Consider the following 18,355-nt stretch of genomic DNA (forward strand, 5'->3'; position numbering starts at 1 on the left):
TCTGGACGCCGGGATATCTAGTGCGTTGGACAAGGGCGTGCAAGCATTTATTGAAACGTTTCATTTTTTAAATTTAGCCTTGGCGCAGTCCTCGAAGTCATTCTCTTCGCGACGCCGGGCCGCTCAGGTGCACAGCATTGTTGATATCACCATCTGGCCCAACGGCATAATCCCCGCCAATAGCGTCAACGAACATAATCTGTGATTGCGCCGCTTCCATCCGCAGCTTTTTCAGCGGCGCATATTCCTCGCTATCGTAAAAACGATCTGCCGCCTCTCGCGAGTCAAATTCGATCAGGATAACCCGCTTGATGCCAAGGTCGCCCTCAAGCGGATGCACCGCACCGCCACGAACAACATATCGCCCGCCATATTGGGCGATGATCCGGGGAACCTGCGCGAGATATTCGCTAAAGCGTTCCGGCTCGGTTACCACGACATTCCCCAGCAAATAGCACTTCATCTTCCACATCTTCCACCTTCTTTGAGCGGGTGTGACATCGGACGAATCCTATGCCATGGGCTACTCCGCACGCCATAGTTCATCGATTAGGTTTGCCTTTCTTGCAACCTTACTCGGGCAATCCATCAAACGCAATGAAACGTTTCATATAATCAATGTTCCGTCACCGAATACAAATTGCCTCCATTCCTCGCGCATTCGGTGCGCGTAATGAACAGATTAATGATAAAGCAAGGGGGTAGTTCTTCTCACAACGAAATGGAGTTCGGCAGGCAATCTCGTCGGGCGAGACACGGTCCCATCTTGTCCTGTCCGGGGACATGCAATCATCCATGATGACCAAGCGTGAGAGAAGCGCTGGACGATATCATATGCCTTGGAAAGCGACGTGCCGCCCTTGAAGGTCTATGGCCCGCAAGGTCCAGCGCACGAACCCAGCGCTGCAAGGTCCAGCAGACTCCGCAAAAAATTCCATAATATCCTTATTTTCCAAACAATTATGGCGGATAATAATGAGCATGACGCCAAACCTATTGCCTATCGGAAGTAGCAACCTGAATAAAAGTTGATCTTGTTCGGTTCATCGCAAAATTTCGCCATAGGATTCGCGCTACCCGGAGGTTCTGGCTTGCAGGGTGGCAGTCGTCGTCACTTCATCGATGATGCCTAGACCTGGCCGCATCCCCCGATGTTGCGCCACGCTTTGGCTTCCATGTTCCCGCCGCTCTGGAAGTTCATATCCCTGGGGTTGCCCACCGGCATGCTTTCCGGATCGAAGCCAGCCCGAATGAGCGAAGGGATCAGGTAATTGCCGTGGACCCCAGTGATCGCGTTCGTGTACAAGATATCTGCCGCCGAGCTATCGACGATCATCTGCTTGTAATCGGGGGTGGCCGTAGCCTTGTCGGTCGCGATGAATGTCGATCCCACATATGCCAGGTCTGCCCCGGAGGCTTGGGCCGCAAGGATCGACGCTCCGTGCGTAATCGCTCCCGACAGCACCAGCGGTCCATCGAACCAGGTTCGTATTTCGCGCAGGAGCGCGAACGGTGACAGCATGGCCCGCCCGCGCCAGCCGCGACCCCTATGAGGCCGGTCGCTCCACGCTTTATCTATCGCCTTGCGCGCGAAACGTCGTTAATGACGTCGTGGAGGGCGATCCCGCCATATCCCGTGATCGCCTCGTTGACGTCAAGTCACGATCCCAGCGACGTGATGACGATGGGATCTTGCACTTCACACAGAGCTCGACGTCGTGTTCAAGGCGATCGTTGCTCTTGTGGACGATCTGGTTGACCGCGAACGGGCGTCGTCCCTCCGGGATAGAGACTCCTTCGCAGATTTCTGCGTCGGGGATTTTCTATGATGTCGGGAACGACCGATTGCCGGTTGTGATCGTGTCACACCGGGAAGAAGTCGGAAGACTGATAGGTTTCAAATGAGGACTGATGGTGCCGCTTACGTGACTCGAACACGTGACCCTCGCATTACGAAGGCCTCTGACGCATTTCTGGAATAGTCAGGTTTTCCGCCAATTTTTGGACGAAATGGAGAGCCACTTCCGCCTTATCCCACGGCAGACCCAAGCGCAGCGGAAATCCGGTTTGGGCGGCTTCCTAGTGAAAGCATTTTGATAGGAAGCAACGTCGAAATTCGACCTGCGCTATACCTGCGCAAAGCATACGCCCCTACGCTAGAAGATTAATCTCTTTCAGTATATTGGCATGATTCGGGAGATGAATGGGGGATCATCAGATGTTCAAGAAGGTCATGCTTATCTGCCTTGGGTTAGCAACGATTGCTGCACCAGCCCACGCGGAATGGGTAAGCATTGGCTCGGCGACGAACGGAACCGAATGGTTCATGGACGCAAACAGAATAAAAACGGTCGGCAGCAAAAAACAAGCGTGGATTCAGTTGGATCATTCACGAAATAGATCCGTTTCATGGCGACAAACTTTACAACTCATTAGCTTTGATTGCTCTGCCAGTAAGTATAGAACGCTTTCAATCATCGCGTATGATGCATATGGAAAAGTTGTTTCTAGTGAAAATTACACAGATTATAGCTATAGTGTCGGATACGATCCTCTCGTTCCCGAAAGCATGGCCGAGTCAGCATCGCTGGTCGCCTGCGCCTACGGCCAGGAATAACATTGGTGCTTACGTTCGGAAGAAAGCGATGCCCTCAATGTGCCGAAAAGGTTCGAAATGAGGCGCTGGTTTGTCGCTATTGCAAGGCTGCCCTTTCCGCTGACGTTAGCCAACATTCGCGAGGAAAGTGGGGTGGCAAGGCTATCATCACCGCATCGGCTCTTGCCTTCGGCTTAGCGGGCGCTGTTGCCTTAGGGATGTGGTCTGCACCCAAACCCGTCGCCAAGGAGAACACGCCTCGCAAATCTCAAAGGCCAGCCGCCCCGGTTGAAGCACAACTCCCCTCCCCTGATCTCGCCCCATTCCCTGTCGACTCTGTCGAATGGCGTGCGGATACGTATCCAACTGCAACTTCATGGCGGTTGGGTCCCATGGTCGTAACTGCCTCCGCTCGCCAGGAAGGCGAACTCTCCGCGCCGGTCATCGACATCGAATATGCTGGAACCAAAGTCTCTATGGAGGGAGAAATGGTTAGCAGTTCATATACTCATCGGCTTAGCGCGATCGCCAACCGCGCGGGCGCATATCCCGTCATACTGCTACAAAGCTTCAGCGGCGGCGCACATTGCTGCAATTCCGTCCAAGTCGCGGGACTTTCTGATGGAAAGCTCAAGGTTGTTAACTTAGGTGCTTGGGACGGCGACCAGATAGAACTGCCAAAAGACATTTCGGGCGATGGGTTTGCCGATTACATCTTTTACGATAATAGCTTCCTGTACGCCTTTGCACCTTATGCATATAGCTATGCACCACCGAAAATCCTCAATGTCCGGAACGGCCGGGCGATAAATGTATCTTCAAGTCGGGCGTTTCGACGCTTGTTCGAGAAAACCTTCCGGGAGACTGAAGGGCTGTGCGATCCCAGCCAAGATAGCTTCACCCGCAATGGGGCTTGTCCTGCTTTTGTAGCGGCGGCAGCGAAATTGGGGAAGATCGACTGGGCATGGAGCAAGATGGTAGCGTCTTATGATGCTTCGGCAGACTGGCAGCTACCAACGGGATGCCGGATTCAGACGAACGATCTTTGTCCAGAGAACTTGCAAATTCAGTTCCAAAGCTATCCTGATGCACTTCTACATTTCCTTAAAGAAAATAAATATATAGCTCAGAATTGGTACCCGAAGTCAGATAATGAACTATCTTCGCGCGGGTTTCTCTAAACATAATACTGTGTTCTCGGCATTCTCAGGTTACGGGAGAACTTCCGGTGGCAGACGATTTAAAGCAGATTATGGACCACGTGATTGCCGTGCTTGGGACCAGCGAAGCCCGCCTCTACGATGAGGTGAACTCCAGCTTTAATTGGCTTCTGGCGACCCTATTTGCTGCGAATGGCGGTGCGGTTGTGGCGATTGTAAGCCGCGACACCCTCGCCTACCATATTCCGTTGACGTTCTTCGCGGTCGGCGTAATCTTCAGCATCCTAATGGGCATGGGGAAAGCATTTTACGCAGCGAAAGCCATTATCCCAATGACCGACCTCAAGATGACCTTCGCGACGTTCGTAGCAGGGCAGGCATCGTTTGAGCAAGTGCAGGAGAAAATGTCCGCCCTCGATGATTTCGGTTCGTACAAATGGGCGATGTATTCTGCGGGCGGCCTCTCACTAGCTGCGCTGATCGGCGGGATGCTCTCCTTCGCTTGCGCTATGTAACGACAGCGTTTGGCTTGGATGGAAAGCTACCTTACTTCTAATTTTCACCAGTATAAGCTAGCTGAACACGATGCCAGAACTGGAATACAGCCTGAGCATAGAGTCCTAGACGTTCTTCGCTTACCTGCAATCGCTCGGGCAATTCATCATCATCCTCGTGTGCCGGACCATCATCGAAAATGGGAACCGGAGCGAACAGAAACGGATAACGCTCATACGCTTGTCGTGCAGATGGCCCATCCCCATGCCGAACCACATTGCCGATCAACGCAAGTTCAAGAATTATCGGCCCTTCTATCACTTCGGCGAAATGAACCCCTCTTAAGGCGGCCATAATAGCACCTAGCCTCTCTTATTCACGACGCTCGGTTTCGGGCCCGCTCTGGGCATTTGCTGCGGCTGGCTGTATTGCGCGGACGACCGGCATCGCTGGCGTTTGTTTCACCGCATTCGGATTGATGGGCTTTTCGGGTTGAAGGGCTGGGCTCGGAGTTCTGCGGCGCTGCCGCATGGGCTACGTCGGCGCAGGCTTCAGCCGGAGAACGAGGGCGCGGAACAGGTCGGCATCCGGACAGGCGGAAGCGAAGGCAATGCGGATGCGGCTAGCACTTTCTACGACGCGCGCAGCGACCTTGAGCAGCCGCAGGCGCAAGGTGGTAAACTCCGCGCTTGCCAGAGCAGCGGTCCTGGGCATCGCCTGCTGGATGCGCCATAGCAGCCAGTATGCGGCAGTGTGCAGTATCAGGCGCATCTGATTGGCATTGGCCGAGCGGCACGAGGTTCGGTCGCTGGCGAGCTGGGACTTGTGGCGCTTGATCAGGTTCTCGGCCTGACCACGCGCGCAGTAGAGCGTGTCGTAGATGTGCTCGGCCGATCCTGTTGCCAACGAGGTGACGACATAGCGGATGTCCATGCCCAGCGTGCTGGCCTCGATCCGTGCAACGACGCGACGCTGGCACTTCCAGGTCTTTGCCCCATAGCGGGTCTCGGCATAGTTGCGCAGGACGGGACACTGACGCTGGGCGCGCTTGACCGCGCAGGCATCGGCGACCGCAACAATGGCGGGATCGGCGCGCAGCGCTGAATTGGTGGGCAGGCCGAACACGTAATCGACGCGGGCCGCATCGCAGTAGGCCATGACCTCGGGTCGACCATAGTGCCCGTCGCCGCGGATAGTGATGTGGGTATCGGGCCAATTACGGCGCAGGTGACGCACCAGGCGTCGGATGTGCCCCGCCGCCTCCTTTCCAGAAGGCGTCTTGCCTGTGCGCAGCAGCATGGCCACCGGCCTGCCGGTCGCGGTGTCGTAGATATGGATCGGTAGGAAGCAGCGCTCCCCATGATGCCCGTTCCAGAACGAGAGCTGTTGATAGCCATGCACGACGTCGCACGTGTCGTCGATATCCAGCGTGACCGCTGTCGGAGGGGCGGGATAGCTGGCGCAGTAGATGTCGATCATCGCGGCCATCATGCTGGCCAGTTCGCGCGTAGTCGGTGCATTTTCCCACCGGCTCATCGTCGGTTGGCTGGCCAGCCCCGCGCCCGATTCCGGCAGCTTGCCGAGCGCCAGGCGGAAGCCTGGATCGTCGCGCAGAGCATCGAGATCATCGGCATCCTCATAGCCGCACGCAATCGCGAACACACGGGCACGCAGAATGTCATCCAGGCGATGGATCACCCGCGCTGGATCGCGCGGATCGGCAATACAAGCCGCCAGGCGCTGGCAAATCCCCATCGCGCGCTCGGCCTGTGCAAGCAGTAGAACACCGCCATCCGAGGTAAGCCGGCCACCGTCGAACGCAGCTGTGATTTTCTTGCGGCCGACTGCTGGGAATCCAAATGAGCTTGCGATATCATCGTTCATGGCGGGTGTGGCCCGTGGCATTTTCTGCCCTGCGGCAGGTTCGGCTTAGACACCCAGTTCCTAATTCAGATCAGAGGCTTACGCCACTCCCGCCAACCCTTCAGGACACTTTTGGTGAATAAGGCGGGCTAGATCGCGCCGAGGCGTATTTGGATTGGACCACTGAGCCTTGACAATATCGTCATCCGTTATTGCACTGTTCTCGACAAATTGCAGGCTATTCCGTAGCCAACGTCTAAAAGCCTTTTCAAAATGGCCCTGTACCGCCAACGTGAGCAAGTTATATATTTCTTGTTCGATTGGCTGAAGGATAAGGTGTGCTGCACCACCAGTAATCTTTTTCATTTTATTTCTGGCCTTCAGGCTTTTCTGCTCAAAGCGTGACATTGTAGCCTTTATCCCTCGAACAGCACTCCCAACCCCGAAGTTGAATGTCAGTTGCATATCGTTACGATACATGCGTGCCGCCATGTCGCTCTCCAGGGTTTGCCAGCCTTCACATGGTGGCGCGTCGAAAGAACCGTCCGGCGGAGCGATACCGATTGCGGTCGGTTCAGGCAGCCGATTTAGACCGAAAAATCTCAAACCAAACACAGCCAACCCTCTAATCTAGAATCGATTTTCTGCCATCAGAATAGCAGGAAGCCGATGCCACTTGGCAGCCTCCCCCCCCTTCGTCCCCATCTGATCGAACCCGTCCAGGCATATTCCCGCGCTGCTTCTGGCAGGCAGGGCGATCGAGCTAACGATACAAAGCGCAGTTATCGCGCTATATGTGAGCATCACGATCCAGAAGATCCCGAATTGTTTCGACCAACATAAGCGGAATGAGGCCCGGCTTATCTGAAATAACGCTGGAAATCATGTGCTGCATCAACTTTCCGGCCTGCTGCTTAGATAAAGCCTGGAGATAAGGGAATGCTGTAAGAATTTTACTCTCTAGGGCATGATCATCTTCTTCGAGCCATCGTTTATCCAATGAGAGAGAAAAGCCCCCCCAGTACTCTACCACCGCTTGCTGTGTTGCAGCCTCACCAAAAACCTTTTCACAAACGGCATCAACGACAACCTGCAAAGTGGCAGGCTCTTTCTCGATGAACGCGGGATATCCGATCGATTCATCAATCCCAATATCGCCCTTTTGAGTCGACGAATCGCGGCAGATCAACGCAGCTATTAAAAGGGGATCAAAGACGAAGTTTTCTAAACCGTTGCGCTCACACTGACCCAGAACAGCAATACGATTAGTGCTTACGTGATGACCATCGTAGTCAATAAGGCCGAAGATGGACTGATTTCCTGCTTCAACGAGCGACGCCACAAGCCTCTTAACTACATCACATCCAACATTAGTTAAACCTCCAGTGGCCACAAATTCCAATGACCTCTCTGATACTATTCTATTTTTAATTAACTTATAAATTGCATCATAGGTTTTGGCATCAGCCGGACTTTCTACGAACACCTGTCTTCTACCATCAAAGGATATCGCCAGAGTTGGGACACCGAAGGTCAGGATATTGAGTGCTTCTGATTTTGTTATGTGCTGTAGACCCGCTTTACCCGGCCGCATGATAAACATAGCTTCAGGGGGTGCCATGGCAACTGTCGATGGCGAATGAGTGGTTGCCATGACCTTGATCCCAAACTGCCGAACCAAGGTTCCAGTGATAGTATCTACAAGACTTCGTGTCATCGACGGATGCAAAGGAGCATCAATTTCATCGAATAAAATAATCTTTGGATAAACCGCCAATTGTCTACGATCATTTGCATAGTATACACAAAATGCAAATGACATCAGTATTTTTTCTCCCGACGACAAACTGGAGAATGGGATGATAGCGCCACTAGAATTTTTTGTTAGTTGCGGCGTGTAGGGCGAGAAGTCGTGCAATCTCGGACTATTGATGGTAAAATCCAGCCCTGCACTTTGAACGGTTTGGTTGACGAAATCCCAAGGAGGTGGACCGTTCTTCTCGATAAAATCGGCTTCTGTTAGATACTCTGTCGTAGAGTGACCCCTTGATGCCTCAAACTCCGCCAACAGATTAGTTAATCTGGCATCACGATAAGCGACAAAGAGTCGGGCGAAGGATTGCTGAAAAAGGTCGGACCTTCCCCAGTTTGGAATACCCGATGCCTCGATATCCTTCGCCTCTAACAATATGAGCGGCCGCTTCGCCGAGGCACTCACCGCCATCAATGTTGCCTTGGTGTTATCATCCGCTTGCTGGAGTATCCATTGGCTTGCCGCCTCCGTCGCACCGGAAATTTCATCCATCACTGATGCAACATCGCCATGTTCTGGGATCAGGGCCTGGAGTTCCGTTCGTGAAACGGCCGCCAATTTTACAGGATTATCGATGAATTCGGCTGGCAGATTCAACTGCCGACCTATAGCACGTAATGGCTCGGCAGCTTGATGATGTTGCCGCCAATTAATAAAATTAGTGCGAGCCCCTTCCCTTTCGTTTCGAAGATTTTCGCTAGAAAATACACCCGTATCTTGAGGAACTAGAGTGTTCCAATCAAATAATCTTATTTCTTGCCCCGGCGTATGAGGCTGTGCGATATTAGATCGAATGCAGCCATTGGTTATTGCTTGAAGCAAATGACTTTTCCCTGCGCCATTTGGTCCCGTTATCAGGGTGAAATCTGGCACGTTAATTGTAGGAAAACTCGTAATCGATAGATGCGTTTTCTGAAAAGTCAGTTCCATCTTTAAAACCCACCGCCCACTTCATCAGCCTAGATTAACTTACACGACCCACTCACTATATTACCGCGCCCCATTAGAAGGCCGCCAACCAAAGCAGTGATCGCTCGCACGTCCCATATGATGCCCCCCAAAGCTGCCCCGGAGACAGCTTTAATTGATGATTTTAGAAGAGTAAATTCCGAGCATCTTTCTTGCGACTGGCTCAATGTCGGCTATAGCATCCAGCTCATGTAAAGACGTAGCCGGTTCAGAATTTGGATACCGTCAGCCGTTAGTACCATTCGCATAGCCTGTTTGGGGGAAACGCATCATGGTCCGATCAGCCGCAATCTTTATCGCCGGAGCACTGGCAACAGGCACCGCCGCAGCGGCCCCGCTACACCTTGTCTGCATAGGCAATGGCTCTGCAAACCGGATCACCAGCACCTACGGCTCCGCGTGGTCCAGCAATGGCACGTCAGCATGGGGGCAGGCGATCGGTAATAAAGATGTGCCGTTTGATGATCAGGTGAACATCGAGTTGGGCGACGATGAGCTGGGCCGCATCAGAATGCCGCGCGCCATGCTTCCTCCGATCCGAGGCGGCAAAGATGGCTGGTTTGAGGTCAAGGACGTGGTTAAGGGTCAGGACGAGATCACAGGAACGGTCCAGGTGAACGTCTTCAACTCGCCCAAAATGCGGATTGATCGAATCCGGGGCCATATCAGCCTCAGCGGCAAGGCGGGCGACTATGCAGGGGTTTGCCAGCCCTATGATCCAACAACGGTGCAACGAGCATTTTAGGCATGGGCGGCTATTTGAAACTCGCTCTCTTTGCCGCCTTGCCTGTATCTGCGGCATCAGCGCATCCCGGTGGCCTCAACGCTGAAGGATGCCACAACAATCGCAAGACAGGCGATTATCATTGTCACCGCGCGCCCGCCGCACCCGTCCGACGACAATCACTCTTGGCAGGCGGTGGTGCATTCCCTAACTGCACTGCCGCTCGGGCTGCGGGGGCAGCGCCGGTCAGGATAGGCGATCCAGGCTACGGCCGCCATTTGGATCGCGATGGTGACGGAATTGGATGTGAATAATGCACCGCCCTACCCGGCATGAACTGGAAGGCGTTTTGCTGGAAAATGGCCTTTATCCCATCCTGCGAATGCCCGACGGTGGGGAGTGGCGGCTGGAAATTTTGAAGCGTCATAGGCATTTGTTCGGCACCCGCGTCAAAGTCATCGGCACTCGCGACGGGTTCGATCTGCTGGCCGTTGATCGGATCGAACCGGCGTGACCCGTGATCAGGAGCTGTGGGGCATGGCCTCCATGCTGTTGCGTCAACATGGCGAGCTTGCCCCATTGAGGGTCGCTGCGCGTATAGGCGAATTGGCTGCCTTGGGCGAAATGAACGGCGTCACCCTCTGGCGAGAGGTTGCCCTGCGCCTGGATGCACTGATGGCCCAAGCCCACAAGGCCTGAACCTCAGCACCACGGCTCCCGCTGACCTGTCCAGGTTCGGGCCAGCCCTTCGCTTACCAGCACGTCGCCGAGCGATTGGCCGCCGCGAGTCAAAACGCGGAGCTTTCGACCATATTTGTCAGCTTCGCGATCCAGCGTGGTCACGGCGAATGGCCCGGCATTGACCAACTCATGAAGGCGATGGGTCGCCCGAGTCCCAAGGTCAGCTTCGAGCGCGCACCGGGGCGGATGGGTCTCGGGAGCATCTATATCGGCAATGCGGATTTTTTGCCCGTCGAGCCAGATCGTATCGCCATCGACCACGCAGTTGGTGCCACCGCCTGTATGGCAGAGCGTGAACACGCGAGACACCTCATCCTTGGCGGTCGCGCGATCAGGCATCGATAAAGAGGCAAGCCCACCGGCGACTCCCAAGATTGCGAGGCTCGCCAGCAGGATAGGCGAACGTGACGCCTTTTTACGACGGCGGAATTTTACGACGTTAGACATTGCAGCGGCTTAGGACTAAAGCGCCCGTGGGTAAATCACCCATCGCCGAGCGCCATCAACTGACTTGGATAGGCGCAGGCCAGTGATAGTGCATCGTCAACGTCAGCGTGCAACCAGCGGTCATAATCTTCCGGGTGGAGGATGACGGGGCAAGCCTTGGGATGGATCGCGCCAACGACGTGCGCAGCGGGATCGCCCTCATAACCACAAGTGAGGAAGGAATAGACGGGCACCTTTTCTGTCGGTCGCCATATGCCCGAAAAGGCGAAGACCGGCTGGCTGGGGACGTTGAACCAGAAGGGCTTTTTCTTCCCCGTGTCGGGCATCGGCTCAACTGACCATTCCTGAAACTCGGTGACGGGCACAAGGCAGCGCCGGGATGGGTTCGCCAGCGCCGATTTCCAGAACGGGCTGGTATAGTTGCGGACGTTGGTGACGGGCCTGCCCTGAAAAGGAAAGCCCCAGTTCATGGCAGATAGGAGGCGCTGGCCTTGCTCCTCCCGCACGACGTGACCCGGTTTACCGGGGGCGACATAATCCTTCTCGACCGCGATCTGGTCGGCCGGATCGGGAACCGCACCGAACAGGCGGGCCATCTCTTCGGCGCTGCTCCGGGCCTTATAGAGATTGCACATGATGCCCCTCTAATTGAGCTTCGTTCGACTCACTCCCAGCATATCCAGCAACTGGTCGCCTGTCGTGTCGTTGCCATTCTGCAAGATGGCCGCAAAGCCACCGATCAGCTTGCCGAAATGCTCTCCAGCCATCCGAATGTCGCGGGGCGTCTTGTTGGTCTCGTCGGCCGTGATCAGCATGGCAACACCCATGGCTAACGCCTCCGCCAGCATCGGCATGGCGATCGAAGCATGCCCCTCCTTCACCTCGCGTGAACCCATGGCATAGGTGACAGCCTGAATGGCTACCTGCGCGCAGACATGGCGATATTCGCCCGGCGAAAGATTGTCGGGAATATCGAATAGTTCTTCGGGGACGGCCTTGTAGCTCATTGTCCTATCCTCTGAAACGACTCACCGCGCGCTTCCATTCCCGCTCATCGGGCAGGGGAAAGCAATGGCGCGGTGGTTTGTTGCTTGTTTCAATGATGACCGGACGCACCTTCCGACCGTATCGCTGCGAACACGACTTGCAATAAAAGCGCCGTCGTGCGTCCCTGAAATCATCACTCCAGCCCATCCGCTGAAATTTCCACCACAGACCATGGGCCTCGAACAGCCCTTCTTGTCGGCATCGGCATTCCACCCTGACGGCATAGTGCCAGGCCGCCGCCTCGAAGATGCAGGTCGCCACCTTCAGGCCATCCCGATAGCGGGCCACGGGTCACAACAATGAGCCCTGCTCAACCGGCTGGAAGTAGCGGGCTGCGGCAACGGCATTACGATAGTGGATGGTCTGAAGGCGCTCGGCTTCATCAAACGGCACCGGCGTCCATTCTTCTGACGGATACACCGTGTCGTAAATCGCTCGGGCGGCACATCGCAGAGGAGTTTGTTGGGGGGTCTGCTTCATCATCGCAGAATCACCTTTCCTACATGAGAACAAATATGGAACATGCCTCACAGGAAAGGAGTCGGCAATGGTCATTATCGACGGTGCATTCTTGGTCGGGGTCGCGGCGGTCTTGACGGGCGTGGCGACGCTATGGCGGGCTGTTCGGGGGCGCTGATGACGACGCCCCATCCCGATGCTCAACATCTCGCCAAAGTTGGGATGGGGCTCGCGTTGCTTAGTTCAGGAGGCTGTAACGCCCCGACGAATCTCGCTGCCATCGATAGCGGCTTGGATCGCAGCCCGTGGCCTCATTCAATATCATCGCGGCATGAGCGGTGCTGAATCCGAGATGCTTCATCGCACCTATAATTCGCGGGCGTGTGTTGAGTCCCTCATCAATGCAAGCAGCGATGACAGCAATCGCTTGGTCATGCTTGTTCGCCTCGGTGCCACAGGCCTGGATAAGTCCGCGCAGCCTGTCGAAAAGTTCGGCATCATGGACGGGCGGATCGATTGCGGTAGTCATGTAATTTCCTTGGTCGAAAAAATAATAGGAAGTTGCCCCATCCACGCGCCAGCCGCTTGGGCCAGAACATGGATGGGGTGAGGCCCGGTTAGGCCCGATTGAGTTGCATCTTCTTCGCCCCGGCCTCTACGGCGGCCAGCAGCGTATCATGGGCGAGGTGGCTGTAGCGCATCGTGCTCTTGTGATCGGCATGACCCAGCACCCGCCCAACGGCAAAAAGATCAATGCCCGCGTTGACCATCGCGGAGGCCGCACTGTGACGCAGATCATGCAACCTCAGCCCCGGCAGCTTCGCTTCATCCCGCGCCGTCTGCCATGCGTGTTTGATCGACACGAAGGGCAGCTTGGTTTCGGGATTCGGCAGAACATAGGGGCATTTGTCAAAGCGAGGAACCGCTTCCAAGATCGCGATCGCTGGCTGCGACAGTGGAACATGCCGGGCCTTGCCGGTTTTGGACATGGGGATCAGCCATTGCCGTTTCGCCAGATCGACGTCCCGCCATTGCGCGTGCAGCAGTTCCGACAGCCGTGCGCCGGTCAGTAGCAGCAATCCGACGATATGCTTGAGTTGGGGGTTCAGGGAGGCCTCACAGGCCGCCATCAGCCGCTTCGTCTCGGCAGCGTTCAAATAGCGTTCGCGGGCATTGTTGATCGGCTTGCGGGGAATGCCCTTGATCGGATTCTTGGTGATGCCGGGCATGTCCCAGCGCAAGGCGAGTTCAAAGGATCGGCTGAATATCACCCTGATCTTTTCGACGGTCGCGGGAGCAAGCCCCTCCCCTGCCTTCTCAGCCAGCCATTTCGCCACATCCTGTTGCGTGATTTCCGACAGTCGCAGCTTGCCCCAGCGAGGGGTGATGTGGTTTTCGATGTAGCCCCTGATGGTCGTATAGCTGCGCACATAGGTCTTGGCATGGTCGAGATGCTGCTGGGCGAGCGTCGCATAGGTCGGCACCGCCCGCTTCTCTTCACGCTTCCCGGCTGGATCACCGCCCAGGACCACCTCTGAACGTAGCCGTTGGGCCTCCTTCCGGGCCTTGTCGAAGCTGATGTCACCATAGGCCGCGATCTTGTGCTGCCGCTGGCGACCATGCTCGTCCTGATAGCGCAAATAATAGCTTTTCCCGCCGGAATTTCGGCATTCCAGCACGAAGCCGGTGATGGCGGTATCGTAATAGTCGGTCTTCTTCTTGCCCGGCCCACACTGAGCGAGCAGAGCAAATTGAGCATCAAGCCGATGTTTCGGCATAATAAGGTCCTTTTCGATTTTTGGAGTTTGAGGCACCGCCAGCGCGCGAGAGGCGGCGCGCATGGGTCAGGTCCGGAAATTGGGCGATCGGCGCTCTGGCATTACGCAAATCGCCCGGAATGATGCCCCCCACAGCCTCACCTCGCCCCCGACCGGGGCGACGTCACAGCGGATGCCAGAGGACAGCGGGTAGTTGGTGGGGGCGGGGGCAGCGGATTTTCCCACATTCTATTATAGCTCATTTTATTTCAGCCATTTTTGAGGGTTTCCCCTACCCCTCCCCCCACCGGGCCGGTCAGTATTCGTCCGGCTGTTTGGTCGTGATCGACTTCATGATCTCGACGGCGTGGCCATGAAGATCGATGAGCGGAACAGTCCATTTTTCGCGGCCCTGGATGCGTTTGGGCGGCCCCAGCAGTTCCCTGAGCAGAGTACCGCACTCTCGGCATTGGGCATTATTCGGCCGTTCGATGCCCGCGATCTTCAGCATTTCCGTAGCCGTCAGCTTCTGATTGGACTTGTGGCCCAGCCGGTCCAGGTCGATCCAGGCCATGACCATGTCGTCAACAGCGCTTACGATCTTGTGGCGGCTGTTCCATGCTTCCAGTTGTGTTTCTTCCGCCTTGGTCAACCACCACTGCCCGCCATCGGCCAATTCGACCGCCAGTTGGGCATAGAGTTGCTGCATGTCGATGCCGTGATCCTTCCGTAGCTTCCTTGCCGCGATCGTCCACCAGCGCGTGTTCCCGGTCGGATCGACAAGGAACTTGCAGTCGTTGACGGTTGCGACAAACACGGTCCGGCGGGGATATTCCGATTCAGCCCGCGCATAGGGTCGTCGGACGCGATCGGAGTCCGAGGTCAGAAACCCCTTCAACCGGGCGATATCCTTGCGGAAGGAACTGTCGAGTTCACCGATTTCCACGATCCAGTTCGTCACCGCACCGATGATCGAGTCCTTGTTGCTGCCGTCGAGATGGTGGTCGAGCTTGATCACCGCCTCCCGGAGCACCGGATCATCGATCAGCGACCGGACCCAACTGGTCTTGTTGATGCCCTGCGGCCCCTGAAGGGTGAGGACACCCCGGCAATGGAACCCGCTGGGGACCATCACCGCCGCCACTGCGCTGAGCAGCCATTTATGCAGCAGCGTCTCCTTGAGGCTTTCGGGATAGTCCTCTTCGGTCCAGACGGTCGCGTACATTTCGCCCAGCCGGTCCTCTCCATCCCAGGGCTTGCTGTTGATCCAGTCGGCGACCGGATTATAGGCATTCTGGTCAGAAATGGCCTGCACGAATTCCGGCACGAGTCCGGTTGCAAGTCCATATTGGGCGGCAAGGCTGAGCACCTTGGCCATGGTCACATTGCTGCGATTGTCCGAGGTGCCGCTATGGCCGGGGATGATGATTTCATCCTTCTTTTTTATGATGTTGTACCGGGGCACGATGCCAGCGTGGTTCAGAATATGTTCGACGTTGGCGATCGTGGTCGGCGGCTGATTCTTCATATTGCGGGGCTGGTCGGGAAAGCCCGCCGACACCGCATCTTTGCTATTAAACATTCAATTTATCGCATTCTTCCGGGTTGGTTATACCGCCCGGCGGACGATCCGGGCACCGAAGGAGCAGACAAAAGGGTTAGGCGGCCATTCCCGTCTTGACGCCAAAGATGCCGCATCAGGTCATCGCCGCAAAGCAAGCCAAGCATACGTTTCACGGTGACGGGATTTGAAGGCGGCAATTGGTGTGACCGTTCAACAATGCGATCCGCATTCCCTTCTCCGCCGTCGATCAGGGCAAAGGCGATGGCTACGGAAGCGTCGAGTTTGGACCAGAAGGCAGGCTGCGTTCCCTGGAGTGCTGCCCTACCGAGAGTCAGCAGGCGGCGATGGTCGAATAAATAATCAATCATGTGAGTTCCTTTGATTTGTGCGTTTTGGTCGGCACATGCCGAAGGAACGGAGGCCCGAAGGCCCAAGGCTCAATGGGATGACGGAGAAAGGGGCTTACCTCCTCCCTCCGCCGAATTGTTCAGTAGTGCAGGCGGTAGTGCAGGATGTTCGGCGCTACCTCGCGGGTGAACCAGAGATGTCGGCTCGGGTCTGTTCCGACATATTCATCGAGGGTCTGCCCGACCATTCTTGAGGTTGACCCACAGACCTTACCGGCGGTTTGCAGCAAGTCTCGGCGTGAAACCAAGCCATGTTGGATGCAGGCCGCGATAGCGCCTATCTCGAGAGACATTCGCGTCCGTCCCAGCAATGCCTCGTCACAGGTTTGCCGAGTGGCCAGATAGCGATCCAGGTACATCTCGCCCTTCCGGAACAGATGGGCCTTGTGATTGATCATAGCGTTCTTTTGCATTTCATTTTCCATTTCCACAGCGCGAGTGGGCTGAGAAAGAACCGTCCGGCGCGCGATTCCGGATGGGCAACGGAATGCGGTCGTTGCGGCCGGATATCAGCATGCAGACGGGGAAAATGCCCGAGGTTCAGACGGAAACAGATTGGGAGAGCGCGCTTTGATCCATGACAGCGAATCCCTCATCCCAAGCCGCTCAGTCGAGCCAGCATGAAGATATCGATGGGGTCAGCACTTGCTGAAGAAACCGCTGTTGACAGCCTGCCCGGAAGCCCACTGCACTTGGATCACTTTCGTGACGTGGCGCTCGTATAGACGCCCGCGATGTAGTCGGTCAAGACTTCGTGATGCATTTGCAACATATTGTTGCCTATAAGCCAAGCCCGAACCGTTCTACCAACTGATCGCCGCCGCTATTGCCGTTGCAACGAAACCCACCAGCGCAATCCACGGATGCGCCTCAATCAGCGAGACGGTCGCCAGCATCAGCATGAACCCAAACGCCTCACGCGGATGCCTGATCGTCACGGCCAGCAGCCATAGGCCAAGGATGATCAGCAACGCCATAACCGCCAGTTTCATCACCGCGAACGCCGTGCAGATGACAAGCAGGGTGCCGATCAGTCGCATGGGATAAGTTCCCGGCACATTGCGCGCAGCACCGGGTCGATCCCTTCGCTGTCCGACACCAGCATGATAAAGGCGAACCCATCATTGCCAACCGTGCGGATGAACTCCCACCCCCAGCCGTCCAGGCGATCGGCCCAGTCCCATATGTGGACGGCTCCCTCTTGCAAGGGCTGAACGGAAAATTTGATCGGATCGCTTGCTTCCATATGTCCGGCCTTTCGGTGCGGTCGCACGTGACCGCTGGCCAAGATGGTTTCCGCGGTGTGTGTTCCCAACAAGGCAGCGGCCTGTGATGGCCATTGGAACTGACGGAGTGTCACACGCCTCGGATCGATCGATCGCACCATCTGCTCTCTTCATGCAAGATCACGGATCAGCTCAGTACGATAGCATTGATATTTTGCTCATCGTCCCTGGCTAATTCTTATGCTGCTACCGCAGTTAGCGCGGGCGGCGCGACGCACTGGTATCGCTCGCCGCTCACCATGAGTTTCCACGCGACACGTGCGGCTTTGTTAGCAACGGCAACCGCAACGAGCTTAGGCGATTTTCGTGCAATCAAGCCGATAAGCCACGGTGTTAGATTCCTGCCTCGCCCATTGCGGGCGTGCTGAACGACTGCGGTGGCTCCGACCACGAGCGTGCTTCTGAGAAGCTCATCACCAGCGCGAGTGATAACGCCGTGTCTTGTCTTGCCGGCGGTCGAGTGATCTTTGGGGGTCAGGCCCATCCATGCCGCAAAATCCCGACCGGATTTGAATAGATGCGGATCGGGCGTTTTCATCATGAGCAAGGTCGCGCCGATAGGCCCAACGCCGGGAATTTTGGCCAGTCGCTGACTACATTCGTCGTTGCGATGCCATTCCATCAGCTTCGCGTCGATCCGTTCGATCTCGCACTGGAGCTGCGCATATTCCTTTCCCTGCAGCGCAAAAAGTTCGCGCGCCAATTCGGGTATCGTTTCATCTTCCGCGATGCACTCGAGAAGCGGTACGACGCGACATGCACCCGTCGCCGCGGTGATGCCGAACTCCGCGCCATACCCTCGTATAGCGTTGACGAGCTGGGTGCGCTTCTGAATAAGCCTTTCGCGCACCCCGACCAACATGAGCGCGGCCTGTTGTTCTGCAGTCTTTACCGGAACGAAGCGCATTGTTGGGCGGCTCACCGCTTCGCAGAGAGCTTCGGCATCCGCAGCGTCGTTCTTGCCGCGCTTGACTAATCATCAGGTTCTCAAAATGCGAAGGAATGCGGGCTCGGTGTAGGAAATCCG

At 55.9% G+C, this 18,355-nt stretch carries 24 protein-coding genes and 1 pseudogene; 7 read left to right on the forward strand and 18 right to left on the reverse strand.

Going from position 1 to position 18,355, the window contains the following annotated elements:
* Positions 1-97 precede the first annotated feature (97 nt).
* Positions 98-472 (reverse strand): DUF1330 domain-containing protein, encoded by a 375-nt coding sequence (locus tag K426_RS17155; RefSeq protein ID WP_066559633.1) that lies wholly within the window; start codon positions 470-472, stop codon positions 98-100.
* 657 nt (positions 473-1,129) lie between these two features.
* Entirely contained in the window at positions 1,130-1,522 is a 393-nt protein-coding gene (locus K426_RS32945; RefSeq protein ID WP_066559641.1) for an NAD(P)H-dependent flavin oxidoreductase, read from the reverse strand.
* 696 nt (positions 1,523-2,218) lie between these two features.
* On the opposite strand from K426_RS32945, the gene K426_RS31370 reads away from it, so the two are divergent.
* From K426_RS31370 to K426_RS17170, 3 genes are read left to right on the forward strand one after another with little or no spacing between them, the layout of a single operon-like run.
* On the forward strand, positions 2,219-2,617 hold the full coding sequence (locus K426_RS31370) for a surface-adhesin E family protein (RefSeq protein ID WP_145907374.1): 399 nt from the start codon (positions 2,219-2,221) through the stop codon (positions 2,615-2,617).
* 2 nt (positions 2,618-2,619) lie between these two features.
* Complete coding sequence (locus tag K426_RS17165) at positions 2,620-3,777, forward strand: hypothetical protein (protein WP_145907377.1); 1,158 nt, start codon at positions 2,620-2,622, stop codon at positions 3,775-3,777.
* A 47-nt stretch (positions 3,778-3,824) separates the two neighbouring features.
* Positions 3,825-4,271, forward strand: coding sequence for a hypothetical protein (locus tag K426_RS17170; RefSeq protein WP_066559645.1), 447 nt, complete (start codon positions 3,825-3,827; stop codon positions 4,269-4,271).
* A gap of 37 nt (positions 4,272-4,308) precedes the next feature.
* Here the strand turns inward: K426_RS17170 and K426_RS31375 are convergent, their stop codons facing one another.
* The 4 genes from K426_RS31375 to K426_RS30390 form a co-directional block, all read right to left on the reverse strand.
* Positions 4,309-4,605, reverse strand: a complete 297-nt coding sequence (locus tag K426_RS31375; RefSeq protein ID WP_145907379.1) for a hypothetical protein — start codon at positions 4,603-4,605, stop codon at positions 4,309-4,311.
* 180 nt (positions 4,606-4,785) lie between these two features.
* Positions 4,786-6,135: an IS1380-like element ISSp1 family transposase gene (locus K426_RS17175; RefSeq protein WP_013039775.1), complete on the reverse strand. Its 1,350-nt coding sequence runs from the start codon at positions 6,133-6,135 to the stop codon at positions 4,786-4,788.
* Positions 6,136-6,213: 78 nt separating this feature from the next.
* Positions 6,214-6,606, reverse strand: coding sequence for a hypothetical protein (locus K426_RS17180; RefSeq protein WP_066559647.1), 393 nt, complete (start codon positions 6,604-6,606; stop codon positions 6,214-6,216).
* A gap of 298 nt (positions 6,607-6,904) precedes the next feature.
* Positions 6,905-8,857 (reverse strand): AAA family ATPase, encoded by a 1,953-nt coding sequence (locus K426_RS30390; protein WP_082748664.1) that lies wholly within the window; start codon positions 8,855-8,857, stop codon positions 6,905-6,907.
* A gap of 310 nt (positions 8,858-9,167) precedes the next feature.
* Between K426_RS30390 and K426_RS17190 the strand changes: the two genes are divergently transcribed.
* From K426_RS17190 to K426_RS17200, 4 genes are read left to right on the forward strand one after another with little or no spacing between them, the layout of a single operon-like run.
* Entirely contained in the window at positions 9,168-9,641 is a 474-nt protein-coding gene (locus K426_RS17190; RefSeq protein ID WP_066559656.1) for a hypothetical protein, read from the forward strand.
* Positions 9,642-9,643: 2 nt separating this feature from the next.
* Positions 9,644-9,934, forward strand: coding sequence for an excalibur calcium-binding domain-containing protein (locus tag K426_RS30395; protein ID WP_082748666.1), 291 nt, complete (start codon positions 9,644-9,646; stop codon positions 9,932-9,934).
* A complete protein-coding gene (locus K426_RS17195; RefSeq protein WP_066559659.1) occupies positions 9,934-10,134 on the forward strand; it encodes a DUF5818 domain-containing protein in 201 nt (66 codons plus the stop codon). The genes K426_RS30395 and K426_RS17195 overlap by 1 nt, the downstream gene beginning before the upstream one ends.
* Positions 10,131-10,319, forward strand: coding sequence for a DUF6961 family protein (locus tag K426_RS17200; RefSeq protein ID WP_066559666.1), 189 nt, complete (start codon positions 10,131-10,133; stop codon positions 10,317-10,319). The genes K426_RS17195 and K426_RS17200 overlap by 4 nt, the downstream gene beginning before the upstream one ends.
* 3 nt (positions 10,320-10,322) lie before the next feature.
* Here K426_RS17200 and K426_RS17205 read toward each other — a convergent pair whose 3' ends face one another.
* The 12 genes and pseudogenes from K426_RS17205 to K426_RS30400 form a co-directional block, all read right to left on the reverse strand.
* Complete coding sequence (locus K426_RS17205) at positions 10,323-10,808, reverse strand: thermonuclease family protein (RefSeq protein ID WP_082748668.1); 486 nt, start codon at positions 10,806-10,808, stop codon at positions 10,323-10,325.
* A gap of 35 nt (positions 10,809-10,843) precedes the next feature.
* Entirely contained in the window at positions 10,844-11,443 is a 600-nt protein-coding gene (locus K426_RS17210) for an SOS response-associated peptidase (protein ID WP_066559675.1), read from the reverse strand.
* Positions 11,444-11,452: 9 nt separating this feature from the next.
* Positions 11,453-11,815, reverse strand: coding sequence for a hypothetical protein (locus K426_RS17215; protein ID WP_066559677.1), 363 nt, complete (start codon positions 11,813-11,815; stop codon positions 11,453-11,455).
* A gap of 331 nt (positions 11,816-12,146) precedes the next feature.
* Positions 12,147-12,338 (reverse strand): hypothetical protein, encoded by a 192-nt coding sequence (locus K426_RS17225; protein ID WP_066559686.1) that lies wholly within the window; start codon positions 12,336-12,338, stop codon positions 12,147-12,149.
* A gap of 214 nt (positions 12,339-12,552) precedes the next feature.
* Positions 12,553-12,843, reverse strand: coding sequence for a hypothetical protein (locus tag K426_RS17230; protein ID WP_145907382.1), 291 nt, complete (start codon positions 12,841-12,843; stop codon positions 12,553-12,555).
* 88 nt (positions 12,844-12,931) lie between these two features.
* On the reverse strand, positions 12,932-14,092 hold the full coding sequence (locus tag K426_RS17235; RefSeq protein WP_066561932.1) for a tyrosine-type recombinase/integrase: 1,161 nt from the start codon (positions 14,090-14,092) through the stop codon (positions 12,932-12,934).
* A 295-nt stretch (positions 14,093-14,387) separates the two neighbouring features.
* Positions 14,388-15,653 carry a VapE domain-containing protein gene (locus tag K426_RS17240; protein ID WP_066559692.1) on the reverse strand — a complete coding sequence of 422 codons (1,266 nt, stop codon included), beginning with the start codon at positions 15,651-15,653 and terminating at the stop codon, positions 14,388-14,390.
* Positions 15,654-15,658: 5 nt separating this feature from the next.
* Positions 15,659-16,003, reverse strand: a complete 345-nt coding sequence (locus K426_RS31385; RefSeq protein WP_145907385.1) for a hypothetical protein — start codon at positions 16,001-16,003, stop codon at positions 15,659-15,661.
* 119 nt (positions 16,004-16,122) lie between these two features.
* Positions 16,123-16,455 carry a hypothetical protein gene (locus tag K426_RS17245; protein WP_145907388.1) on the reverse strand — a complete coding sequence of 111 codons (333 nt, stop codon included), beginning with the start codon at positions 16,453-16,455 and terminating at the stop codon, positions 16,123-16,125.
* Positions 16,456-16,845: 390 nt separating this feature from the next.
* The gene (locus K426_RS17250; RefSeq protein ID WP_066559698.1) at positions 16,846-17,082 is read right to left on the reverse strand and encodes a hypothetical protein; all 237 of its coding nucleotides are present in this window, start codon (positions 17,080-17,082) and stop codon (positions 16,846-16,848) included.
* Entirely contained in the window at positions 17,073-17,288 is a 216-nt protein-coding gene (locus K426_RS31390; RefSeq protein ID WP_145907392.1) for a hypothetical protein, read from the reverse strand. The genes K426_RS17250 and K426_RS31390 overlap by 10 nt, the downstream gene beginning before the upstream one ends.
* A 218-nt stretch (positions 17,289-17,506) precedes the next feature.
* Positions 17,507-18,301, reverse strand: a pseudogene (locus K426_RS30400) (IS110-like element ISShsp1 family transposase); the annotation flags it as partial.
* Between the last annotated feature and the right edge of the window lie 54 nt (positions 18,302-18,355).

The sequence above is a fragment of the Sphingobium sp. TKS genome, from assembly GCF_001563265.1.
Classification (GTDB): domain Bacteria; phylum Pseudomonadota; class Alphaproteobacteria; order Sphingomonadales; family Sphingomonadaceae; genus Sphingobium.